This window comes from Collimonas sp. GW821-FHT07E08 (assembly GCF_059418905.1).
The window spans coordinates 144,554-158,662 of sequence record NZ_JBWKQR010000003.1 but is presented as its reverse complement, the minus strand read 5'-3'; the positions used below and the strand labels follow the sequence as shown (position 1 = coordinate 158,662).

General features: G+C 60.8%; 14 protein-coding genes and 1 tRNA gene. 7 read left to right on the top strand and 8 right to left on the bottom strand.

Features of this window, described 5'->3' with window-relative positions:
• Positions 1-2: 2 nt before the first annotated feature.
• On the bottom strand, positions 3-1,193 hold the full coding sequence (locus AC07RZ_RS05220; RefSeq protein ID WP_494667163.1) for an acyltransferase family protein: 1,191 nt from the start codon (positions 1,191-1,193) through the stop codon (positions 3-5).
• A gap of 427 nt (positions 1,194-1,620) precedes the next feature.
• On the opposite strand from AC07RZ_RS05220, the gene AC07RZ_RS05215 reads away from it, so the two are divergent.
• Positions 1,621-3,156, top strand: a complete 1,536-nt coding sequence (locus AC07RZ_RS05215; RefSeq protein ID WP_494667162.1) for a S41 family peptidase — start codon at positions 1,621-1,623, stop codon at positions 3,154-3,156.
• 46 nt (positions 3,157-3,202) lie between these two features.
• On the opposite strand, the gene AC07RZ_RS05210 is transcribed toward AC07RZ_RS05215, so the two are convergent.
• The 3 genes from AC07RZ_RS05210 to AC07RZ_RS05200 are packed head-to-tail and all read right to left on the bottom strand — an operon-like array spanning position 3,203 to position 4,282.
• Entirely contained in the window at positions 3,203-3,460 is a 258-nt protein-coding gene (locus tag AC07RZ_RS05210) for a hypothetical protein (protein ID WP_494667161.1), read from the bottom strand.
• Between the two features lie 42 nt (positions 3,461-3,502).
• Entirely contained in the window at positions 3,503-3,847 is a 345-nt protein-coding gene (locus AC07RZ_RS05205) for a BON domain-containing protein (protein ID WP_494667160.1), read from the bottom strand.
• A 24-nt stretch (positions 3,848-3,871) separates the two neighbouring features.
• Positions 3,872-4,282 carry a hypothetical protein gene (locus tag AC07RZ_RS05200; RefSeq protein ID WP_494667159.1) on the bottom strand — a complete coding sequence of 137 codons (411 nt, stop codon included), beginning with the start codon at positions 4,280-4,282 and terminating at the stop codon, positions 3,872-3,874.
• A gap of 320 nt (positions 4,283-4,602) precedes the next feature.
• Between AC07RZ_RS05200 and AC07RZ_RS05195 the strand changes: the two genes are divergently transcribed.
• The 3 genes from AC07RZ_RS05195 to AC07RZ_RS05185 are packed head-to-tail and all read left to right on the top strand — an operon-like array spanning position 4,603 to position 5,305.
• Positions 4,603-4,953, top strand: a complete 351-nt coding sequence (locus tag AC07RZ_RS05195; RefSeq protein WP_494667158.1) for a BON domain-containing protein — start codon at positions 4,603-4,605, stop codon at positions 4,951-4,953.
• 17 nt (positions 4,954-4,970) lie between these two features.
• Positions 4,971-5,147 carry a hypothetical protein gene (locus tag AC07RZ_RS05190; protein ID WP_494667157.1) on the top strand — a complete coding sequence of 59 codons (177 nt, stop codon included), beginning with the start codon at positions 4,971-4,973 and terminating at the stop codon, positions 5,145-5,147.
• Positions 5,132-5,305: a hypothetical protein gene (locus AC07RZ_RS05185; protein WP_342828563.1), complete on the top strand. Its 174-nt coding sequence runs from the start codon at positions 5,132-5,134 to the stop codon at positions 5,303-5,305. The genes AC07RZ_RS05190 and AC07RZ_RS05185 overlap by 16 nt, the downstream gene beginning before the upstream one ends.
• A gap of 123 nt (positions 5,306-5,428) precedes the next feature.
• Here the strand turns inward: AC07RZ_RS05185 and AC07RZ_RS05180 are convergent, their stop codons facing one another.
• The 4 genes from AC07RZ_RS05180 to AC07RZ_RS05165 all read right to left on the bottom strand — a co-directional run bounded on the left by AC07RZ_RS05180 (position 5,429) and on the right by AC07RZ_RS05165 (position 7,642).
• Entirely contained in the window at positions 5,429-5,761 is a 333-nt protein-coding gene (locus AC07RZ_RS05180; RefSeq protein WP_092401664.1) for a hypothetical protein, read from the bottom strand.
• Between the two features lie 438 nt (positions 5,762-6,199).
• Positions 6,200-6,275 (bottom strand) — tRNA-Lys (locus AC07RZ_RS05175).
• Positions 6,276-6,389: 114 nt separating this feature from the next.
• Positions 6,390-6,863: a transposase gene (locus tag AC07RZ_RS05170; protein ID WP_494667156.1), complete on the bottom strand. Its 474-nt coding sequence runs from the start codon at positions 6,861-6,863 to the stop codon at positions 6,390-6,392.
• A 155-nt stretch (positions 6,864-7,018) separates the two neighbouring features.
• Positions 7,019-7,642 carry a TetR/AcrR family transcriptional regulator gene (locus AC07RZ_RS05165; RefSeq protein WP_144737031.1) on the bottom strand — a complete coding sequence of 208 codons (624 nt, stop codon included), beginning with the start codon at positions 7,640-7,642 and terminating at the stop codon, positions 7,019-7,021.
• Between the two features lie 420 nt (positions 7,643-8,062).
• Between AC07RZ_RS05165 and AC07RZ_RS05160 the strand changes: the two genes are divergently transcribed.
• From AC07RZ_RS05160 to AC07RZ_RS05150, 3 genes are all read left to right on the top strand, one after another.
• The gene (locus AC07RZ_RS05160) at positions 8,063-9,274 is read left to right on the top strand and encodes an efflux RND transporter periplasmic adaptor subunit (protein ID WP_494667155.1); all 1,212 of its coding nucleotides are present in this window, start codon (positions 8,063-8,065) and stop codon (positions 9,272-9,274) included.
• Between the two features lie 73 nt (positions 9,275-9,347).
• Positions 9,348-12,575: an efflux RND transporter permease subunit gene (locus AC07RZ_RS05155; protein WP_494667154.1), complete on the top strand. Its 3,228-nt coding sequence runs from the start codon at positions 9,348-9,350 to the stop codon at positions 12,573-12,575.
• Positions 12,576-12,577: 2 nt separating this feature from the next.
• Positions 12,578-14,017, top strand: a complete 1,440-nt coding sequence (locus tag AC07RZ_RS05150; RefSeq protein WP_494667153.1) for an efflux transporter outer membrane subunit — start codon at positions 12,578-12,580, stop codon at positions 14,015-14,017.
• Positions 14,018-14,109: the final 92 nt, after the last annotated feature.

Below are 14,109 nucleotides of genomic sequence, written 5' to 3'. Positions count from 1 at the left end.
GGTTACTTGGCATAGACCGGGGACTCCGTTTGCGGCGGCTCGGCGCCGGCCGCTGCAAAGTTGCTGGGAAAACGCGCATCCCGCAACTTCATGAAGGGCGTTTCGACCAGCCTGTACAGCAGGTAACCGCCGCCGATGCAGACAATGGCAATCACACCCGCTTCAACCGCAGGATTGACGCCAGCGCTTTTCAGGATCCGGTGCGCGATCACGGCGAGCGGCTTGTGCACCAGGTAGATCGCATACGACCATGCCGCCAGCTGGGCTGCACCCGGTATCCGCCAGCGAAAAAGCCAGCTGCACGGACTGAGCGCGGCCGCCACCAGCAGCGCGAAGGCGACGGCAACCAGCGAATAGCCGAACCCGCTCATGAAGAATCCGTAGCCGTAGTCTTCGATATAGTAATAATTGACGATCAGGTAGAAAAGCAGCGCCACCGCCAGGCCGCCGGCAAGCAGCGACAGATGGCCCCAGCGCAGGATCTTTTGCCATAGGTCCCGGTGAAAATTCTTCAGGAGGGCGACGGCGATGCCAGGCAGGAATTCATCGAAGCGGCAAAAGCTTGAGTAATAGATATTCGGGTAATAACCGCCGACCGCACCTCCCGCTTCCCGTCCATACTGCAGCCACAATACGCTGCGCAGCGCGATCCCGGCCAGCATCAGCAGGCCCAAGGCGCTCCATGCCAGCCGGATCGACTTGCCATACCGGGCGGCGGCGATGACGACGGCCGGCAGCAGGAGATAAAACTGTTCCTCTATGCACAGCGACCAGGCATGGGAAAAAGCGGTTCCCGGCTGCAGCCACAGGTTTTGCGTGAAGGTGAGGAAACGCCACAGCGGCGGCAGCCCGTTGCCGCCCATGACCAGGGGAAAAAGAAAATAAAGCGCCAGCACGACGTAGAAATTGGGCAGCGTCCGCAGGAATCTCCTGGCGTAGAAATGCTTGAGCGACAGCTGCCGTCCGCGGACGACGCCGGCAAAGATCTGGTTGCTGATGAGGTATCCGCTCAGCACGAAGAACAGGTCGACGCCGGTCCAGCCCACCCTGCTGGCCCAGCCGAATGTCGGTGTGCCGCTGACGAAGACCATGTAGTGGTACATGAACACGAGCGCGATCGCTGCAGCGCGCAGCGTGTCCAGGCCGTTGTTGCGATGCGGCGTATTGGTAGAGGGGCGGATGAATGGCAGCATCGGAGGCAGCGGCAAGGTTGATCGGAGTCTGCTGGAAATGGCCTGTCCTGTTACGAGACTTGGCCCGCGCCAGCCACCGCTACGCAAACCATATGAAAAAAGCCCGCCGAAGCGAGCTTTGGTAATGACCGATACTTGAGGAGATTCGCGTAATCCAGTGCTATCTGCAAAGTGACTACGCCGCGAATGAATCTACTCAAGTATCCGCCATCGGACAAATTCTGGATGCGCACGATAGTCTGTACGTGCGGCCAAGTATGCAACACGGATTTCTTCGACGCAAGTTTTTTTTAACGCTTTTCCATCCAGGCGCGAATCGCTTTCCAGACGATGGCTGGTAGACTTCAATCTCCCTGCTTCCCACCTATCCGATGGAAGAAAAATGCATAGCGCGACCAGAGCTGAATCGAATTCTGCAACCCGGACAATGCTCGACGGCGTTCGCCCCCAACCCGTTACTGTGCGTCGCCCTGTGCGCACGGCACTATTTGCGCCGCTCTTGCTGCTGGCATCCAGCTTCTGCCCGGCAGCCGGCGCAGCCGAGGCGTCGCCCTGCCCGCCGGACTGGGAAGTCCAGATCTGCGAACTGAAGGCGGTGGTGGACGTGCTCAAGAAAGAGCACCTGACCGAGATCGACGTCCCGGCCTTCCTCGATGAAACCATCCGCCTCGGCGTCAAGACGCTGCCCTACGCCAGGTTCTTCAATGCCCAGGAACGGCAGGAACAAATGAAAAAAGACCAGCGCACGCGCAACGGCGCGCCTGGCATCGGCATCATTTTCGAGACCTTGCCTGACGGCTTGCATATCATTGATGTGGTGCCTGACGCACCCGCCGCGCAGGCCGGCGTGCGCACCGGTGACCTGGTGGTGGCGATGGACGGCAACAGCATGGTCGGCATCGACAATGCCGAGATTGCCAAATACGCCAACGGCGAAGCCGGTGCGCCGCTCAGGCTCACACTGTTGCGCGGCCCATCGCAGCAGCGGCTGGAATTGGCCCCGCTGCGCGCCATCATCAAGCCGCAGCCCGCCAGCGTCAAGCGGCTCGACGGCAATGTGCTGTATACCCGGCTGGCCAGTTTTCCCGAGCCTGCCATCGGCGACTACATAGACGTGGTGCAAGCCGAACGCAAGAAAGGGCCGCCGGCCGCGGCAGTGATCCTCGACCTGCGCATCAACGGCGGCGGCGCGCTCAACGCGGCGATCGGCATTACGGCGCTGTTCACCGGCCGCAACAAGACGGCGATGGTGACGCTGCAGCGCGACGATAAAATCCAGCACCGCATCAGCACCAATTGGCCGGATTACGACCTGCCGGTAATGCAAGGCCAGGATCCGCTCGCCCCCTTGCAAGGCGACGACTGGTGGCGCAACGTACCCCTCATCGTGCTGGTCGACGGCCAAAGCGCCTCTGCCGCCGAAGCCACCGCCGCGGCGCTGAAAGACCTCGGGCGCGCCCGGCTGCTAGGCACGCCGACCTATGGCAAGGGCATGGCGCAAACCGGGGTCGACATCCGCGACGGCACCCAGGTTTCCTGGAGCAATGCGCGCAACTTGCGGCCGAACGGCTGCCCGATGGAAGGTTACGGCGTGGTGCCGGACTGGATCGTGCCGCCGCGCAAAGACGCCGACATGGACGGCGTCCTGCTCGGCTATCGCGAAGTCGACATTCCGCGCGCCGCCTACGCCAGCAAAACCGCGCCCGATCCCTTCGCCGACGTGCGCAAGGAGCGCCAGCGCCTGCGCGACCGGCGCGCACTTGCCAAGCTGGACCCGGCCAACAGCGCAGCGTTGCCGCAAAAGGAATTCGGCGCCGCCAAGGATTGGCAGCTGCAGCAGGCGCTCAACGCGCTGGCCGGCAAGCCGGTGCAGGCAGTGGCCGTGAACCCGAGGTTCATGCCGGCGCAGCCGGCGTGCCTGAAACTGGACATACAGGTAACTGAACAACAGAAAACGCAGTGACAGTCCACTGCACGTGAAACCGCGGATTTTGATCCGGGCGGCTTTTTCACGCTCCCAGAAAATTTTCTACCGCATTGCCTTGGCGCGGCAAGACGCCATCCCAGCCGTGGGCCGGCCGTTCTACCAGGCTTGCGCGCCAGTCGCCCACATAATCGAAAGCGGGAGCCGGCACGGGATCCGTGAACCAGAAACTGGTCTGCAGGATGACCTCGGGCTCGCCAAACCAGTGCGCCCGGCCGTCGCCGTCCATCACCCACCACCTTGCGCCCTGCGGCGCCTGGCTCCAATCAACGTTGCATTCCATGGCAGAACCCTTCACGTTCGCATCGCCCCGCAAACCGGTCATTCATTTCTTGATATTGATATGGTTGACCACGTTGGTTACCCTATCGACTCCCATGGCGGCCACAATGCTGGTCTCGACCTGGGCCTTGCTGTCGGCGAGGCCGCTCAATGTCACTTCGTGGTTCTGGACCTGGACTTGCAGGCCCAGGCTTTTGAGATCGCCGCTCGTCAATAACGCGGCTTTGACCTTGGCAGTGATGACGGCATCGTCAACTGCAGTATCGACGGCAACAGGCGGCGGATTGCCAGTCATGTCTTTTGTCTTGTTGCAGCCTGGCAGCGAGACCAGCAGGATGCACGCAGCGACGACACCCGGACGGACGAAACGCTTCAGAAGCGCGACCATGATTTTCCCAGTCCTCTTTCAAGCTCACACAACTCTTCTGGTGTCTGCCGGTTCTTCTTGCAATATCTGACGCAGCACCATGGGACGTTGCGGCAAGGCCAGCTGTCGCGGCCTTTGCCTGTCGGCGACGCTTTCCACGCCGTCACTGGCAATCGCTTCAAGGAAAACCAGGACGCTGCGATAGTAGTCGACGCGCATTTCCGACTCGAGCAACTGCCGTTCCGCCTGAAACAGCGAGAGGCGCGCGTCGCGCAATTCGCCTTCCGCCAGTTTTTCCGGCGTCGCAGCGTATTTTTTCGCCCAGCCGCTCATCCATTCCATTCCCATGTCGCTTCCTTTTTTGTCAGGAGATAATTTACCGCCAACTGTGCAATCGGCTAATGCACAAAAAAATAAAGCGCTATCAACATGATCATCGGCGCGCCAAGAATCCATCCCAGAATATATTTATCCATCGCGGTTCTCCTTTTTCTTGCGCGTATCGAATAAGTGCGGAACAACGGATACAACGAGAGGGAGCTCTGTATTGCTTACTCAATGAAAGATCTTATAGAGCTTATTTATCGCCAGATCCGTTCGCTATCCCACATTGCACAAAATTTCCGCAATGCTGTCCGCAGGCAAGCGATATTTTCGGCACCATCCGGATTGGAACAACAATGCTATCAACGTACGCTAGCGAACAGAAAGGCAGCGCTTAAAGGAGCAGAGTCCAGTACATACATTGGAACTCCCCTTTTTTGCATTGGCAAACCATGGTTGCGTTCGCAAATCCTTTTACATTCCTGGCCGCCATTGCGATATGTGCGCTGCCCGCATTCCTGGTTGGCTGTAACGACGCGCAGAGCATGCCCGCTGTTGCGCCGTCCGCCATGGCCAAGGCCACAACCGACGGCTCCATGCTCACCGCCAAAATCAAGACAGCTTTATTGGCAAGTAGCGACCTAGAAAATCTTGATATAAGAATCCAGATAAGAAACGGTGAAGTCGTGCTACGCGGATTCGCCGACGATCAAGTCCAGATCGACCGCAGCATAGCCATGGTAAAGCGGGTAGCCGGGGTCGGCAAGGTAATCAACCGCATCAGCGTCAGGAAATTCACGTAGACGCCGAGAGGAACAAAATGCAACCCAGACAAGATATCCATCCTGACGCCGGTCCGCCGCACAAAGAAGGCGACGCTATCGAAAACAAGGAAAGCAGCGTTGAAAGTGCGCTCGATGAAGCACTGGACGAAAGTTTTCCTGCCAGCGATCCCGTCGCCATCACTATCGGGAAAGCGCCATGTCCGCCGGCATGATCGAATTCAAGATGGCCTGGTGGTTCAGGTTCTACATCCTGGGCGTCACGGCCATGTGCTTGCTGACCGGCTGCGAGCCGCAGCAGGAAAGATCGCTGTACTGGTGCAGCAAGGCGATCAGGGCCAGCTGCAACGGCAAGCGCATCAGGATCTCTTGACCCGCATCTTCCGCACAGCCTCGTCATGTACATCGCGGACGTATGAATTCTTTTTGCCCGCAGACACATCCATGCATTTTTTGGCGAACCCCAAGCATCAGCAAGGGTCCGCCGCCAGCCGTTTTAACGGGCCGGGATAACGACAACAGTTCCAGCCTCGGTGCTTCCCTTGGCGCCGGTACTTCCTCGCGCACCTGTGCTGCCGGTTGCTCCGGTATAGCCGGTTGCTCCGGTATCCCCTGTCGCTCCGGTGCCTCCGGTTGCGCCGGTATCCCCGGTTGCACCGGTGCCGCCAGTGGCTCCGGCACGGCCAGGCGCACCTGTGTAGCCGGTGCTGCCGGTCGCGCCGGTGTACCCGGTCGCGCCTTGCGGCCCGGCAGGGCCCGTAGGCAAGGTAAAGCAACCAGCCAGTGTGAGCGTCGCCAACGCTGCAGCAAACTGTATCAAGTACTTCATGATGATTTCCTTTGTTTGACTAACCAGAACTACCCACAAGATTGCGAGCAGCCACCCAGATTTGATCAGTCTCTGGCGACAATGATGAGCGCCGGCAGATCAGGCCATCGCTACTGCACGATCGCAGCACCGGCCGAATTGCGAACTTGGTCCGAAGACCTGCATGCTGCCGGTGCGCTGCGATTGCAACCCAGAATATTCAGGAAAAGGCATGGGGTCTGTGCGTTTGCGTACCAAGTCGGCTTGCTGCCGGCGCACCGGATAAAGAAAATCGCAGAACTGCGATGTAGAACTCACCGCAAATGGGTTGTAATGCCGAATGAAATGGCGCTGCATGGACCACTGGATATCGGACGTGTCGAATAAAGCGCTTATTTGACGGAAATATCTGACGGAAATAAAAAAGCCTCCCGATTGCTCGGGAGGCTTTGAATCTGTTGGTGGGGCGTGTGTGATTCGAACACACGACCTACGGATTAAGAGTCCGCTGCTCTACCAGCTGAGCTAACGCCCCAACAGGGGACGAATTATAGCGGCTGTTTATTATTTTTGCTAGTTCTTCGTAAGATTTTCTATCAGTTTGCATATGGGCCGTTGTTTCTGCCCTCCCGCAGGCGCCGGCGGATCGTCACGCCGTGACCAGACCGACCCAATGCAAGGTTGATTCGTCCGCCGCAACCGCGGGCTGCCTGGACAGCGGCGCGGCCTTGACGGCGCCCTTGGCCGACAGGTAAACGGCCTTCTGGGCTTTTCTCAGCAGGCGCTGCTCGATGCGCCTGGTATACACGTCGGCGTGCTCGACTATGCGTTCCAGCATCTGCGCCAACTCAGCGTCCGCGGCCTGGCTTTGCGCCAGCTGGCGCCAGAAATCGCATTCGGTCCAGCGCCGGAAACGCATGTACGCCGTGCTTGAACTGCCGAACCGCTGGGGCAGGTGGCGCCACAAGCTGTTGTTCAGGACTATCCACAGCACGCCCTCAATGAACAGGCGGTTGTTTTTTGCGTTGGCGCCGGGATCGCTCTGCTTGCCGGTCAGGAGCGGCTCCAGCTTTTGCCATTGTTCATCCCGAAGCTTAATTTCCTGCTTCTGCACTTGACTCATCGTGACGGCCTCCAGAAAGAATGTCGTTGCACTACCCGCTTCAGTTGCTCATGGCAATGAACCGAGGTACTGGCTTGACATTCTAGCCACGGGGTTCGTCAGAAAATATAAGAAATGTCTGAAATTGAAAGGCCATATCCGGCCCACAAGCCGCCTTAAAGCGGATCCGGCCAGGCGCGCATCGCTTGTGCGCCTATCGCCAGCAGTTTCTCGCGGCCGGCGTTGTCGCGCGCCTGGGTCGACATGCCATGGATGACAGTCACGAAAAAACTCGCCATCGCCGCCGTATCGGTATCGGCGGCCAGTTCACCCTCGCGCACGCCGCGGTCCAGGCGGTCCTTGATGCCGGCCTCCATCTGTCCGCGGTAGTCCGCCAGCACTTCCTGCACATGCGAAGAGGCGGCGGTGCAATTGGTGGCTGAAGTGACGACCATGCAGCCGGGCGGCTGGTTGGGGTCGGTCTGCGAGATGGCGATGACCTCGAGATAACTGCGGATGCTTTCTTTCGCCGTCAGCGGCTCGGCCACGATCGACTCGAAAAAACATGGTTTTTTCGCCAGGTAATATTCCACCGCTTCCAGGAACAGGCGTTCCTTGTCGCCGAATGCCGTGTACAGGCTGGGCGGCGTGATTCCCATGGCGCTGGTCAGGTCATTGAGCGAAGTCGCCTCATAGCCGTAACGCCAGAAAACCAGCATCGCGCGCTCCAGCGCAAGTTCCCTATCGAACGATAAAGGACGGCCGGCCTTCTTGCGCGGCTTGTCTTGTGTCATTTCCATAGTGATCGATATTAAACTACTTGACAGCGTAAAACAACCCCGCTAGAGTCGAACCCTAAATCGTAGTGATCGCTATTAAATAGAAATCCTGGAGACGCCGGATGTGGCCAAATGGAAACTTCAGTGTCTCACAGAATTAAATTTGATGTTTTCCGAGCGTGTTTTTTTGCTTTCAGATAAGGGAAAAACCAGCACATCTGGAGGATCAGACAAGAAGCGTCCAGTAAGCGGCTATCGGCTGGCAGGCAGTCAGTCATATATTGCTAATCATGATTTGAAGCAATCCGAGCCACTCAAGAACGCCATCGTCGGTCGCCAGACCAAGCTGAAATCTCACCCGGACGGCCTTGCGCTCAAGCGATTGTTTCCGATTACGCAGTTATCCATTTCCGTTTCCACATATATATCCAGGGGTCTCACATGCAAACTTCGACACCATTATTTTCTCGCAAAGCCATTGCGATTGCGGTTGGCATCCTCGTCCTCGCCGCCGCCGGCACCTTCACCCTGACCAGCCGCCAGGCCAAGGCGGTCGCCGCACCGCCTCCTGCAGCATCGGTCTCGGTCGCCGCCGCCCTGGAAAAATCGGTTACCGAATGGGATGATTTTTCGGGCCGCGTGGAAGCCATCGAACGGGTTGAAATCCGCCCGCGCGTATCGGGCACCATCGACGCCGTGCATTTCCAGGAAGGCCAGCTGGTCAAGAAAGGCGACCTGCTGTTCACCATCGATCCCCGCCCGTATCAAGCTGAACTGGCGCGCGCAGTGGCAACCCAGGCCGGCGCCCAGGCCGGGCTGGCGCTGGCAAAAACCGAGCTGGCGCGCACCAGCCGCCTGATCGAAGAACATGCCGTGGCCCAGCGCGAGCTGGACCAGCGCAACAATGCCTTGCTGGAAGCCGACGCCAGCCTCAAGGCGGCGGACGCAGCGGTGCAGACCGCGCGCCTGAACCTGCAATACACATCGATTGCAGCGCCGGTCAGCGGCCGCGTGTCGCGCGCCGAGATCACGGTGGGCAACCTGGTCGGCGCCGGCGTTGCTTCGCCGGCATTGACTACCGTGGTATCGGTGTCGCCGGTGTACGTCAGCTTCGAGGTGGATGAGCAAACCTATATCCGCTACGCCGCCAACGGCGCGGTCGGCAATTCGGGCGTAAGCCGCTTGCCGGTCTCCATCGGGCTGGCGAGCGAAGAAGGTTATCCGCACCAAGGCCAGATCAAGGCTTTTGACAACCGGCTTGACACCGCCTCCGGCACCATGCGCGTGCGCGCCGTGTTCGACAACCAGAACGGCGCCCTCACCCCCGGCATGTACGCCAGGGTGCGCACCGGCGGCTCGGCGGCGGAAACCGCGGTGCTGATCGACGACAGGGCTGTCGGCAACGACCAGGACAAGAAATTCGTCATGGTGCTGGGCGCCGACAACAAGGTCACCTATCGCGCGGTCAAGCTCGGCCCTATCGTCGATGGCTTGCGCGTGGTCCGTTCCGGCCTCAAGAAAGGTGAACGGATCGTCGTCAACGGCTTGCAACGGATACGCCCGAATGACCTGGTCACGCCGGTCACGGTAACCATGGATGGGGAAAACAGTTCTCCCGCCAAGGCTGCGGTGACGGTGGCCAGCGCTAAATAACAAAGGCGATGACGATCCTCACGGTTGCATCAACACCAGCATCAACGCCAAATACCCAGCAGAGCCCAACACCATGAATATTTCAAAATTCTTTATCGACCGCCCGATCTTTGCGGGCGTGTTATCTGCGATCATCCTGATCGGCGGCCTGATTTCCATGCTCAGCCTGCCGATTTCCGAATATCCGGAAGTGATTCCGCCGTCGGTCATCGTCAAGGCGCAGTATCCGGGCGCCAATCCGCAAACCATCGCCGAAACCGTGGCGACGCCGATCGAGGAACAGATCAACGGCGTCGAAGACATGCTGTACATGTCATCGCAAGCCACTTCGGACGGCTTGATGACCCTGACCATCACCTTCAAGCTGGGCACATCGCCGGACCAGGCCCAGCAGCTGGTGCAGAACCGCGTCAACCAGGCCTTGCCGCGCTTGCCGGACGTAGTCCAGCGGCTGGGCGTGACCACGGTCAAGAGTTCGCCCAACCTGACCATGGTGGTGCACTTGCTGTCGCCTAACGACCGCTACGACATGGCCTACCTGCGCAACTACGCCGTGCTGAACGTCAAGGACCGCCTGGCGCGCCTGCCCGGCATCGGTTCGGTGCAGCTGTTCGGTTCCGGCGACTATTCGATGCGGGTCTGGCTCGATCCGCGCAAGGTGGCCGAACGCGGCCTGGCTGCTTCCGATGTGGTCAACGCCATCCGCCAGCAAAACGTCAACGTCGCCGCCGGCGTGATCGGCGCGTCGCCGTCGGTCCCAGGCGTCAACTACCAGATCTCGGTGAATGCCCGCGGCCGCCTGGCCAATGAAGAAGAATTCGGCAACATCGTGATCCGCACCTCGCCCGATGGCGTCGTCACTTACCTGAAAGACGTGGCCCGGATCGAACTCGGCGCCAGCGAATACGCGCTGCGCTCGCTGCTCGACAACAAACAGGCGGTAGCGATCCCGATCTTCCAGGCGCCCGGCTCCAACGCGCTGGAAATTTCCGACAACGTCCGCCGCACCATGGCCGAACTGAAGCAGGACATGCCGGAAGGCGTCGACTACAAGATCGTCTATGACCCGACCCAGTTCGTCCGCTCCTCCATCGAAGCCGTGGTCCATACCCTGCTGGAAGCGATCCTGCTGGTGGTGATCGTGGTGATCATCTTCCTGCAAACCTGGCGCGCTTCGATCATTCCCTTGCTGGCGGTGCCGGTATCGGTGATCGGCACCTTTGCGGTGATGATCGGCCTCGGCTTTTCGATCAACGCCTTGAGCCTGTTCGGGCTGGTGCTGGCGATCGGGATCGTGGTCGATGACGCCATCGTGGTGGTGGAGAACGTCGAACGCAACATCGAGAACGGCCTGTCGGCCAAGGAAGCCACCTACAAGGCCATGCGCGAAGTGTCCGGGCCAATCATTGCGATCGCCCTGACCCTGTGCGCAGTGTTCATCCCGCTGGCGTTCGTCAGCGGCCTGACCGGCCAGTTCTTCAAGCAGTTCGCCCTGACCATCGCGATTTCTACCGTGATCTCGGCATTCAATTCGCTGACCTTGTCGCCAGCGCTGGCAGCTTTGCTGCTGAAGGGCCACGGCGCCAAGAAAGACGCTTTCCAGCGCCTGATCGACCGTTTCTTCGGCGGCTTTTTTACTGTGTTCAACCGCGTCTTCCACCGCGCCTCCGATTCCTACAGCGGCGGCGTGACCGGCATCCTGAAACGCAAGAGCGCGGCGCTGGCCGTGTATGCGGTGCTGATCGGCATCACCGTGCTGCTGTTCCATACCGTGCCGAACGGCTTTATCCCGGCCCAGGACAAGCAATACCTGGTAGGTTTTGCGCAGCTGCCTGACGCTTCGTCGCTGGACCGCACCGAGGACGTGATGCGCAAGATGTCGGAAATCGCGCTGAAACAGCCTGGCGTGGAATCGGCCGTGGCCTTCCCTGGCCTGTCGATCAACGGCTTCGTCAACAGCCCTAACTCCGGCATCGTGTTCACCACGCTCAAGCCGTTTAGCGAGCGGCGCGGCGCCGACCAGAGCGGCATTGCGATCGCGCAGCAGCTGAACCAGAAATTCGCCGCGATCCAGGGCGCGTTCATCGCCGTGTTCCCGCCGCCGCCTGTGCAAGGGCTGGGCACCATCGGCGGCTTCAAGCTGCAGATCGAAGACCGTGCCGCGCTGGGCAACCAGGCTTTGAACGACGGCTTGCAAGCTTTCATGGCGAAAGCGCAGAAGGCGCCGGAACTGGCGGGCATGTTCTCCAGCTTCCAGATCAACGTGCCGCAGCTGTACGCCGACGTCGACCGCGTCCGCGCCCAGCAGCTGGGCGTATCGATCCCGGCGGTGTTCGACACCTTGCAGATCTACCTCGGCTCGCTCTACGTGAACGATTTCAACAAGTTCGGCCGCACCTTCCAGGTACGGGTCCAGGCGGATGCGCCGTTCCGTGCCCATGCTGAAGACATCGGCATGCTGAAAGCGCGCAACGACCGCGGCGAGATGGTGCCGCTGTCGTCCCTGCTGAAGATGACGCAAAGCTACGGCCCCGACCAGGCGATACGCTATAACGCCTTCCCGTCGGCCGACGTCAACGGCGGGCCGGCGCCCGGCTATAGCACCGGCCAGGCCCAGGCCGCGGTCGAACGCATCGCAGCCGAAACCCTGCCGCGCGGCATCAGCTACGAATGGACCGAAATCACTTACCAGGACAAGATCGCCGGCGATACGCTGTTCATCATCCTGCCGCTGTCGATCCTGCTGGTGTTCTTCGTGCTGGCGGCGCAATACGAGAGCCTGACCTTGCCGCTGGCGGTGCTGCTGATCGTGCCCATGGGTATCCTGTCGGCGATCTTCGGCGTCTGGCTGACCCGCGGCGACGACAACATCTTTACCCAGATCAGCCTGATCGTGCTGGTGGGACTGGCGTGCAAGAACGCGATCCTGATCGTGGAGTTTGCGCATGAGCTGGAATTGCAGGGGCGTTCCATCTACGCCGCTGCGATCGAAGCCGCCCACCTGCGCCTGCGCCCTATCCTGATGACCTCGATCGCCTTCATCGCCGGTGTCATCCCGCTGATCCTGTCGACCGGCGCGGGCGCTGAAATGCGCCATGCAATGGGGGTTGCGGTGTTCTCCGGCATGATCGGCGTGACCGCATTCGGGCTGTTCCTGACGCCGATCTTTTATGTACTGCTGCGCACCCTGGCATCGCGCTTTACCAGCGCCAAGCCGGAAGCAGAACAGCATGCAGGCCCCGCGCCAACAGGCCCGGCAGCGCCAGCGCTTGCCACTGTGGCGCACATCGAAGGAATCTGAACATGAAAACTTTCAATCTCAAACTCAGCACGCTGGCGGCCGCACTGGTGCTGGCCGGCTGCTCCACCACCAAGCCGCCGGAACAGGTCGCGGTCGACCTGCCCGGCCAGTACCGCGAAGCGGCGACGCTGGACGGCAAATGGCAAGTCGCCCAGCCGGCCGACGGCGCTGACCGCGGCGCCTGGTGGTCGGTGTTCGGCGATGCCGAACTCAGCAAGCTGATTACCGACGCCACCGCATCCAGCCCGACCCTGGTGATGGCCATGGCGCGCGTCAAGGATGCACGCGCCACTGCCGGCCTGGCCGACGCCGATCGCGCATTCCAGCTCGGCGCCGGTTTCGGCCCGACCCGCCAGGGCGACGCCACCGGTGCTTCGACGCAGTGGCGCGCGCAGCTGAATGCATCTTATGAAGTCGACCTGTTCGGCCGCCTGTCGGACAGCAGCCGCGCCGCCCGCCTCGATGCGGAAGGACAGGAAGCGGCGTATCGCTCGGTGTTGCTGGCTTTGCAGGCCGACGTCGCCCAGCAGTATTTTGCGATCCGTTCGCTCGATTCGGAACTCGACGTGCTGCAGCAAACCGTCAAACTGCGCCAGGAAAACCTGCGCCTGGTGCAGCATCGCTACGATGCCGGCGACACCAGCGAGCTCGATGTAGCGCAAGCCAATACCGAACTGTCGGTGACCCAGGCCGAACAGGAAGGCGTCAGCCGCAGCCGCGCCCAGCGCGACCATGCGCTGGCGATCCTGCTCGGCAAGGCGCCGGCGCAGTTCACGCTGGCGCCTGAACCGCTGCAGCCGGTGACGGTCGCGGTGCCGCCGGGCCTGCCTTCCGACCTGCTGCAGCGCCGGCCCGACATCGCCCAGGCGCAGCGCCAGCTGGCTGCCGCCAGCGCCCGCATCGGCGTCGCCAAGGCAGCGTTCTTTCCGAGCCTGGTGCTGACCGCATCCGGCGGCTACGGTTCGGATGCGCTGCACAACCTGTTCCAGTGGTCGAGCCGCAGCTGGCTGCTGGGGCCGCTGGTCGGCACCATGCTCAACCTGCCTTTGCTGGACGGCGGCCGCAACAAGGCCAACCTGGCGCGCGCCGACGCCAGCTACGAATCGGTGGTGGCCAACTACCGGCAGCAGGTGCTGGTCGGCTTCCAGGATGTGGAAGACAACCTGAGCGCCCTGCGCACCCTGGATAACCAGATCCGCTTCCAGGAAGATGCGGTGAAGTCGGCGCAGCTCGCCGCCCGCCTCGCAGATTCACGCTATCGGAACGGTTCTACCAGCTACTTTGAAGTGATCGATGCGCAACGTTCGAGCCTCTCCGCACAGCGTGCGAAAAGCCAGAGCGTCGGCCAGCGGGCAGTCGCTTCGGTCGGCCTGATCCGGGCGCTGGGCGGCGGCTGGGAGCCGACCGCGGCCGGCAACAGCGCCTTGGCGTCGGCCAGGTAGCCAAGAAAAATGGCGGTGCTGCCCGGGCCGCACCGCCATCTCCAAAGATACTGTTTGCCTGGCTGCCCGCCATGCAGGCACATGACGCTTCT

Bases quoted from the DNA above. Each gene is read 5' to 3' on its own strand.
- AC07RZ_RS05220 (WP_494667163.1), bottom strand. From the start codon at position 1,193: ATGCTGCCATTCATCCGCCCCTCTACCAATACGCCGCATCGCAACAAC.
- AC07RZ_RS05215 (WP_494667162.1), top strand. From the start codon at position 1,621: ATGCTCGACGGCGTTCGCCCCCAACCCGTTACTGTGCGTCGCCCTGTG.
- AC07RZ_RS05210 (WP_494667161.1), bottom strand. From the start codon at position 3,460: ATGGAATGCAACGTTGATTGGAGCCAGGCGCCGCAGGGCGCAAGGTGG.
- AC07RZ_RS05205 (WP_494667160.1), bottom strand. From the start codon at position 3,847: ATGGTCGCGCTTCTGAAGCGTTTCGTCCGTCCGGGTGTCGTCGCTGCG.
- AC07RZ_RS05200 (WP_494667159.1), bottom strand. From the start codon at position 4,282: ATGGATTCTTGGCGCGCCGATGATCATGTTGATAGCGCTTTATTTTTT.
- AC07RZ_RS05195 (WP_494667158.1), top strand. From the start codon at position 4,603: ATGGTTGCGTTCGCAAATCCTTTTACATTCCTGGCCGCCATTGCGATA.
- AC07RZ_RS05190 (WP_494667157.1), top strand. From the start codon at position 4,971: ATGCAACCCAGACAAGATATCCATCCTGACGCCGGTCCGCCGCACAAA.
- AC07RZ_RS05185 (WP_342828563.1), top strand. From the start codon at position 5,132: ATGTCCGCCGGCATGATCGAATTCAAGATGGCCTGGTGGTTCAGGTTC.
- AC07RZ_RS05180 (WP_092401664.1), bottom strand. From the start codon at position 5,761: ATGAAGTACTTGATACAGTTTGCTGCAGCGTTGGCGACGCTCACACTG.
- AC07RZ_RS05170 (WP_494667156.1), bottom strand. From the start codon at position 6,863: ATGAGTCAAGTGCAGAAGCAGGAAATTAAGCTTCGGGATGAACAATGG.
- AC07RZ_RS05165 (WP_144737031.1), bottom strand. From the start codon at position 7,642: ATGGAAATGACACAAGACAAGCCGCGCAAGAAGGCCGGCCGTCCTTTA.
- AC07RZ_RS05160 (WP_494667155.1), top strand. From the start codon at position 8,063: ATGCAAACTTCGACACCATTATTTTCTCGCAAAGCCATTGCGATTGCG.
- AC07RZ_RS05155 (WP_494667154.1), top strand. From the start codon at position 9,348: ATGAATATTTCAAAATTCTTTATCGACCGCCCGATCTTTGCGGGCGTG.
- AC07RZ_RS05150 (WP_494667153.1), top strand. From the start codon at position 12,578: ATGAAAACTTTCAATCTCAAACTCAGCACGCTGGCGGCCGCACTGGTG.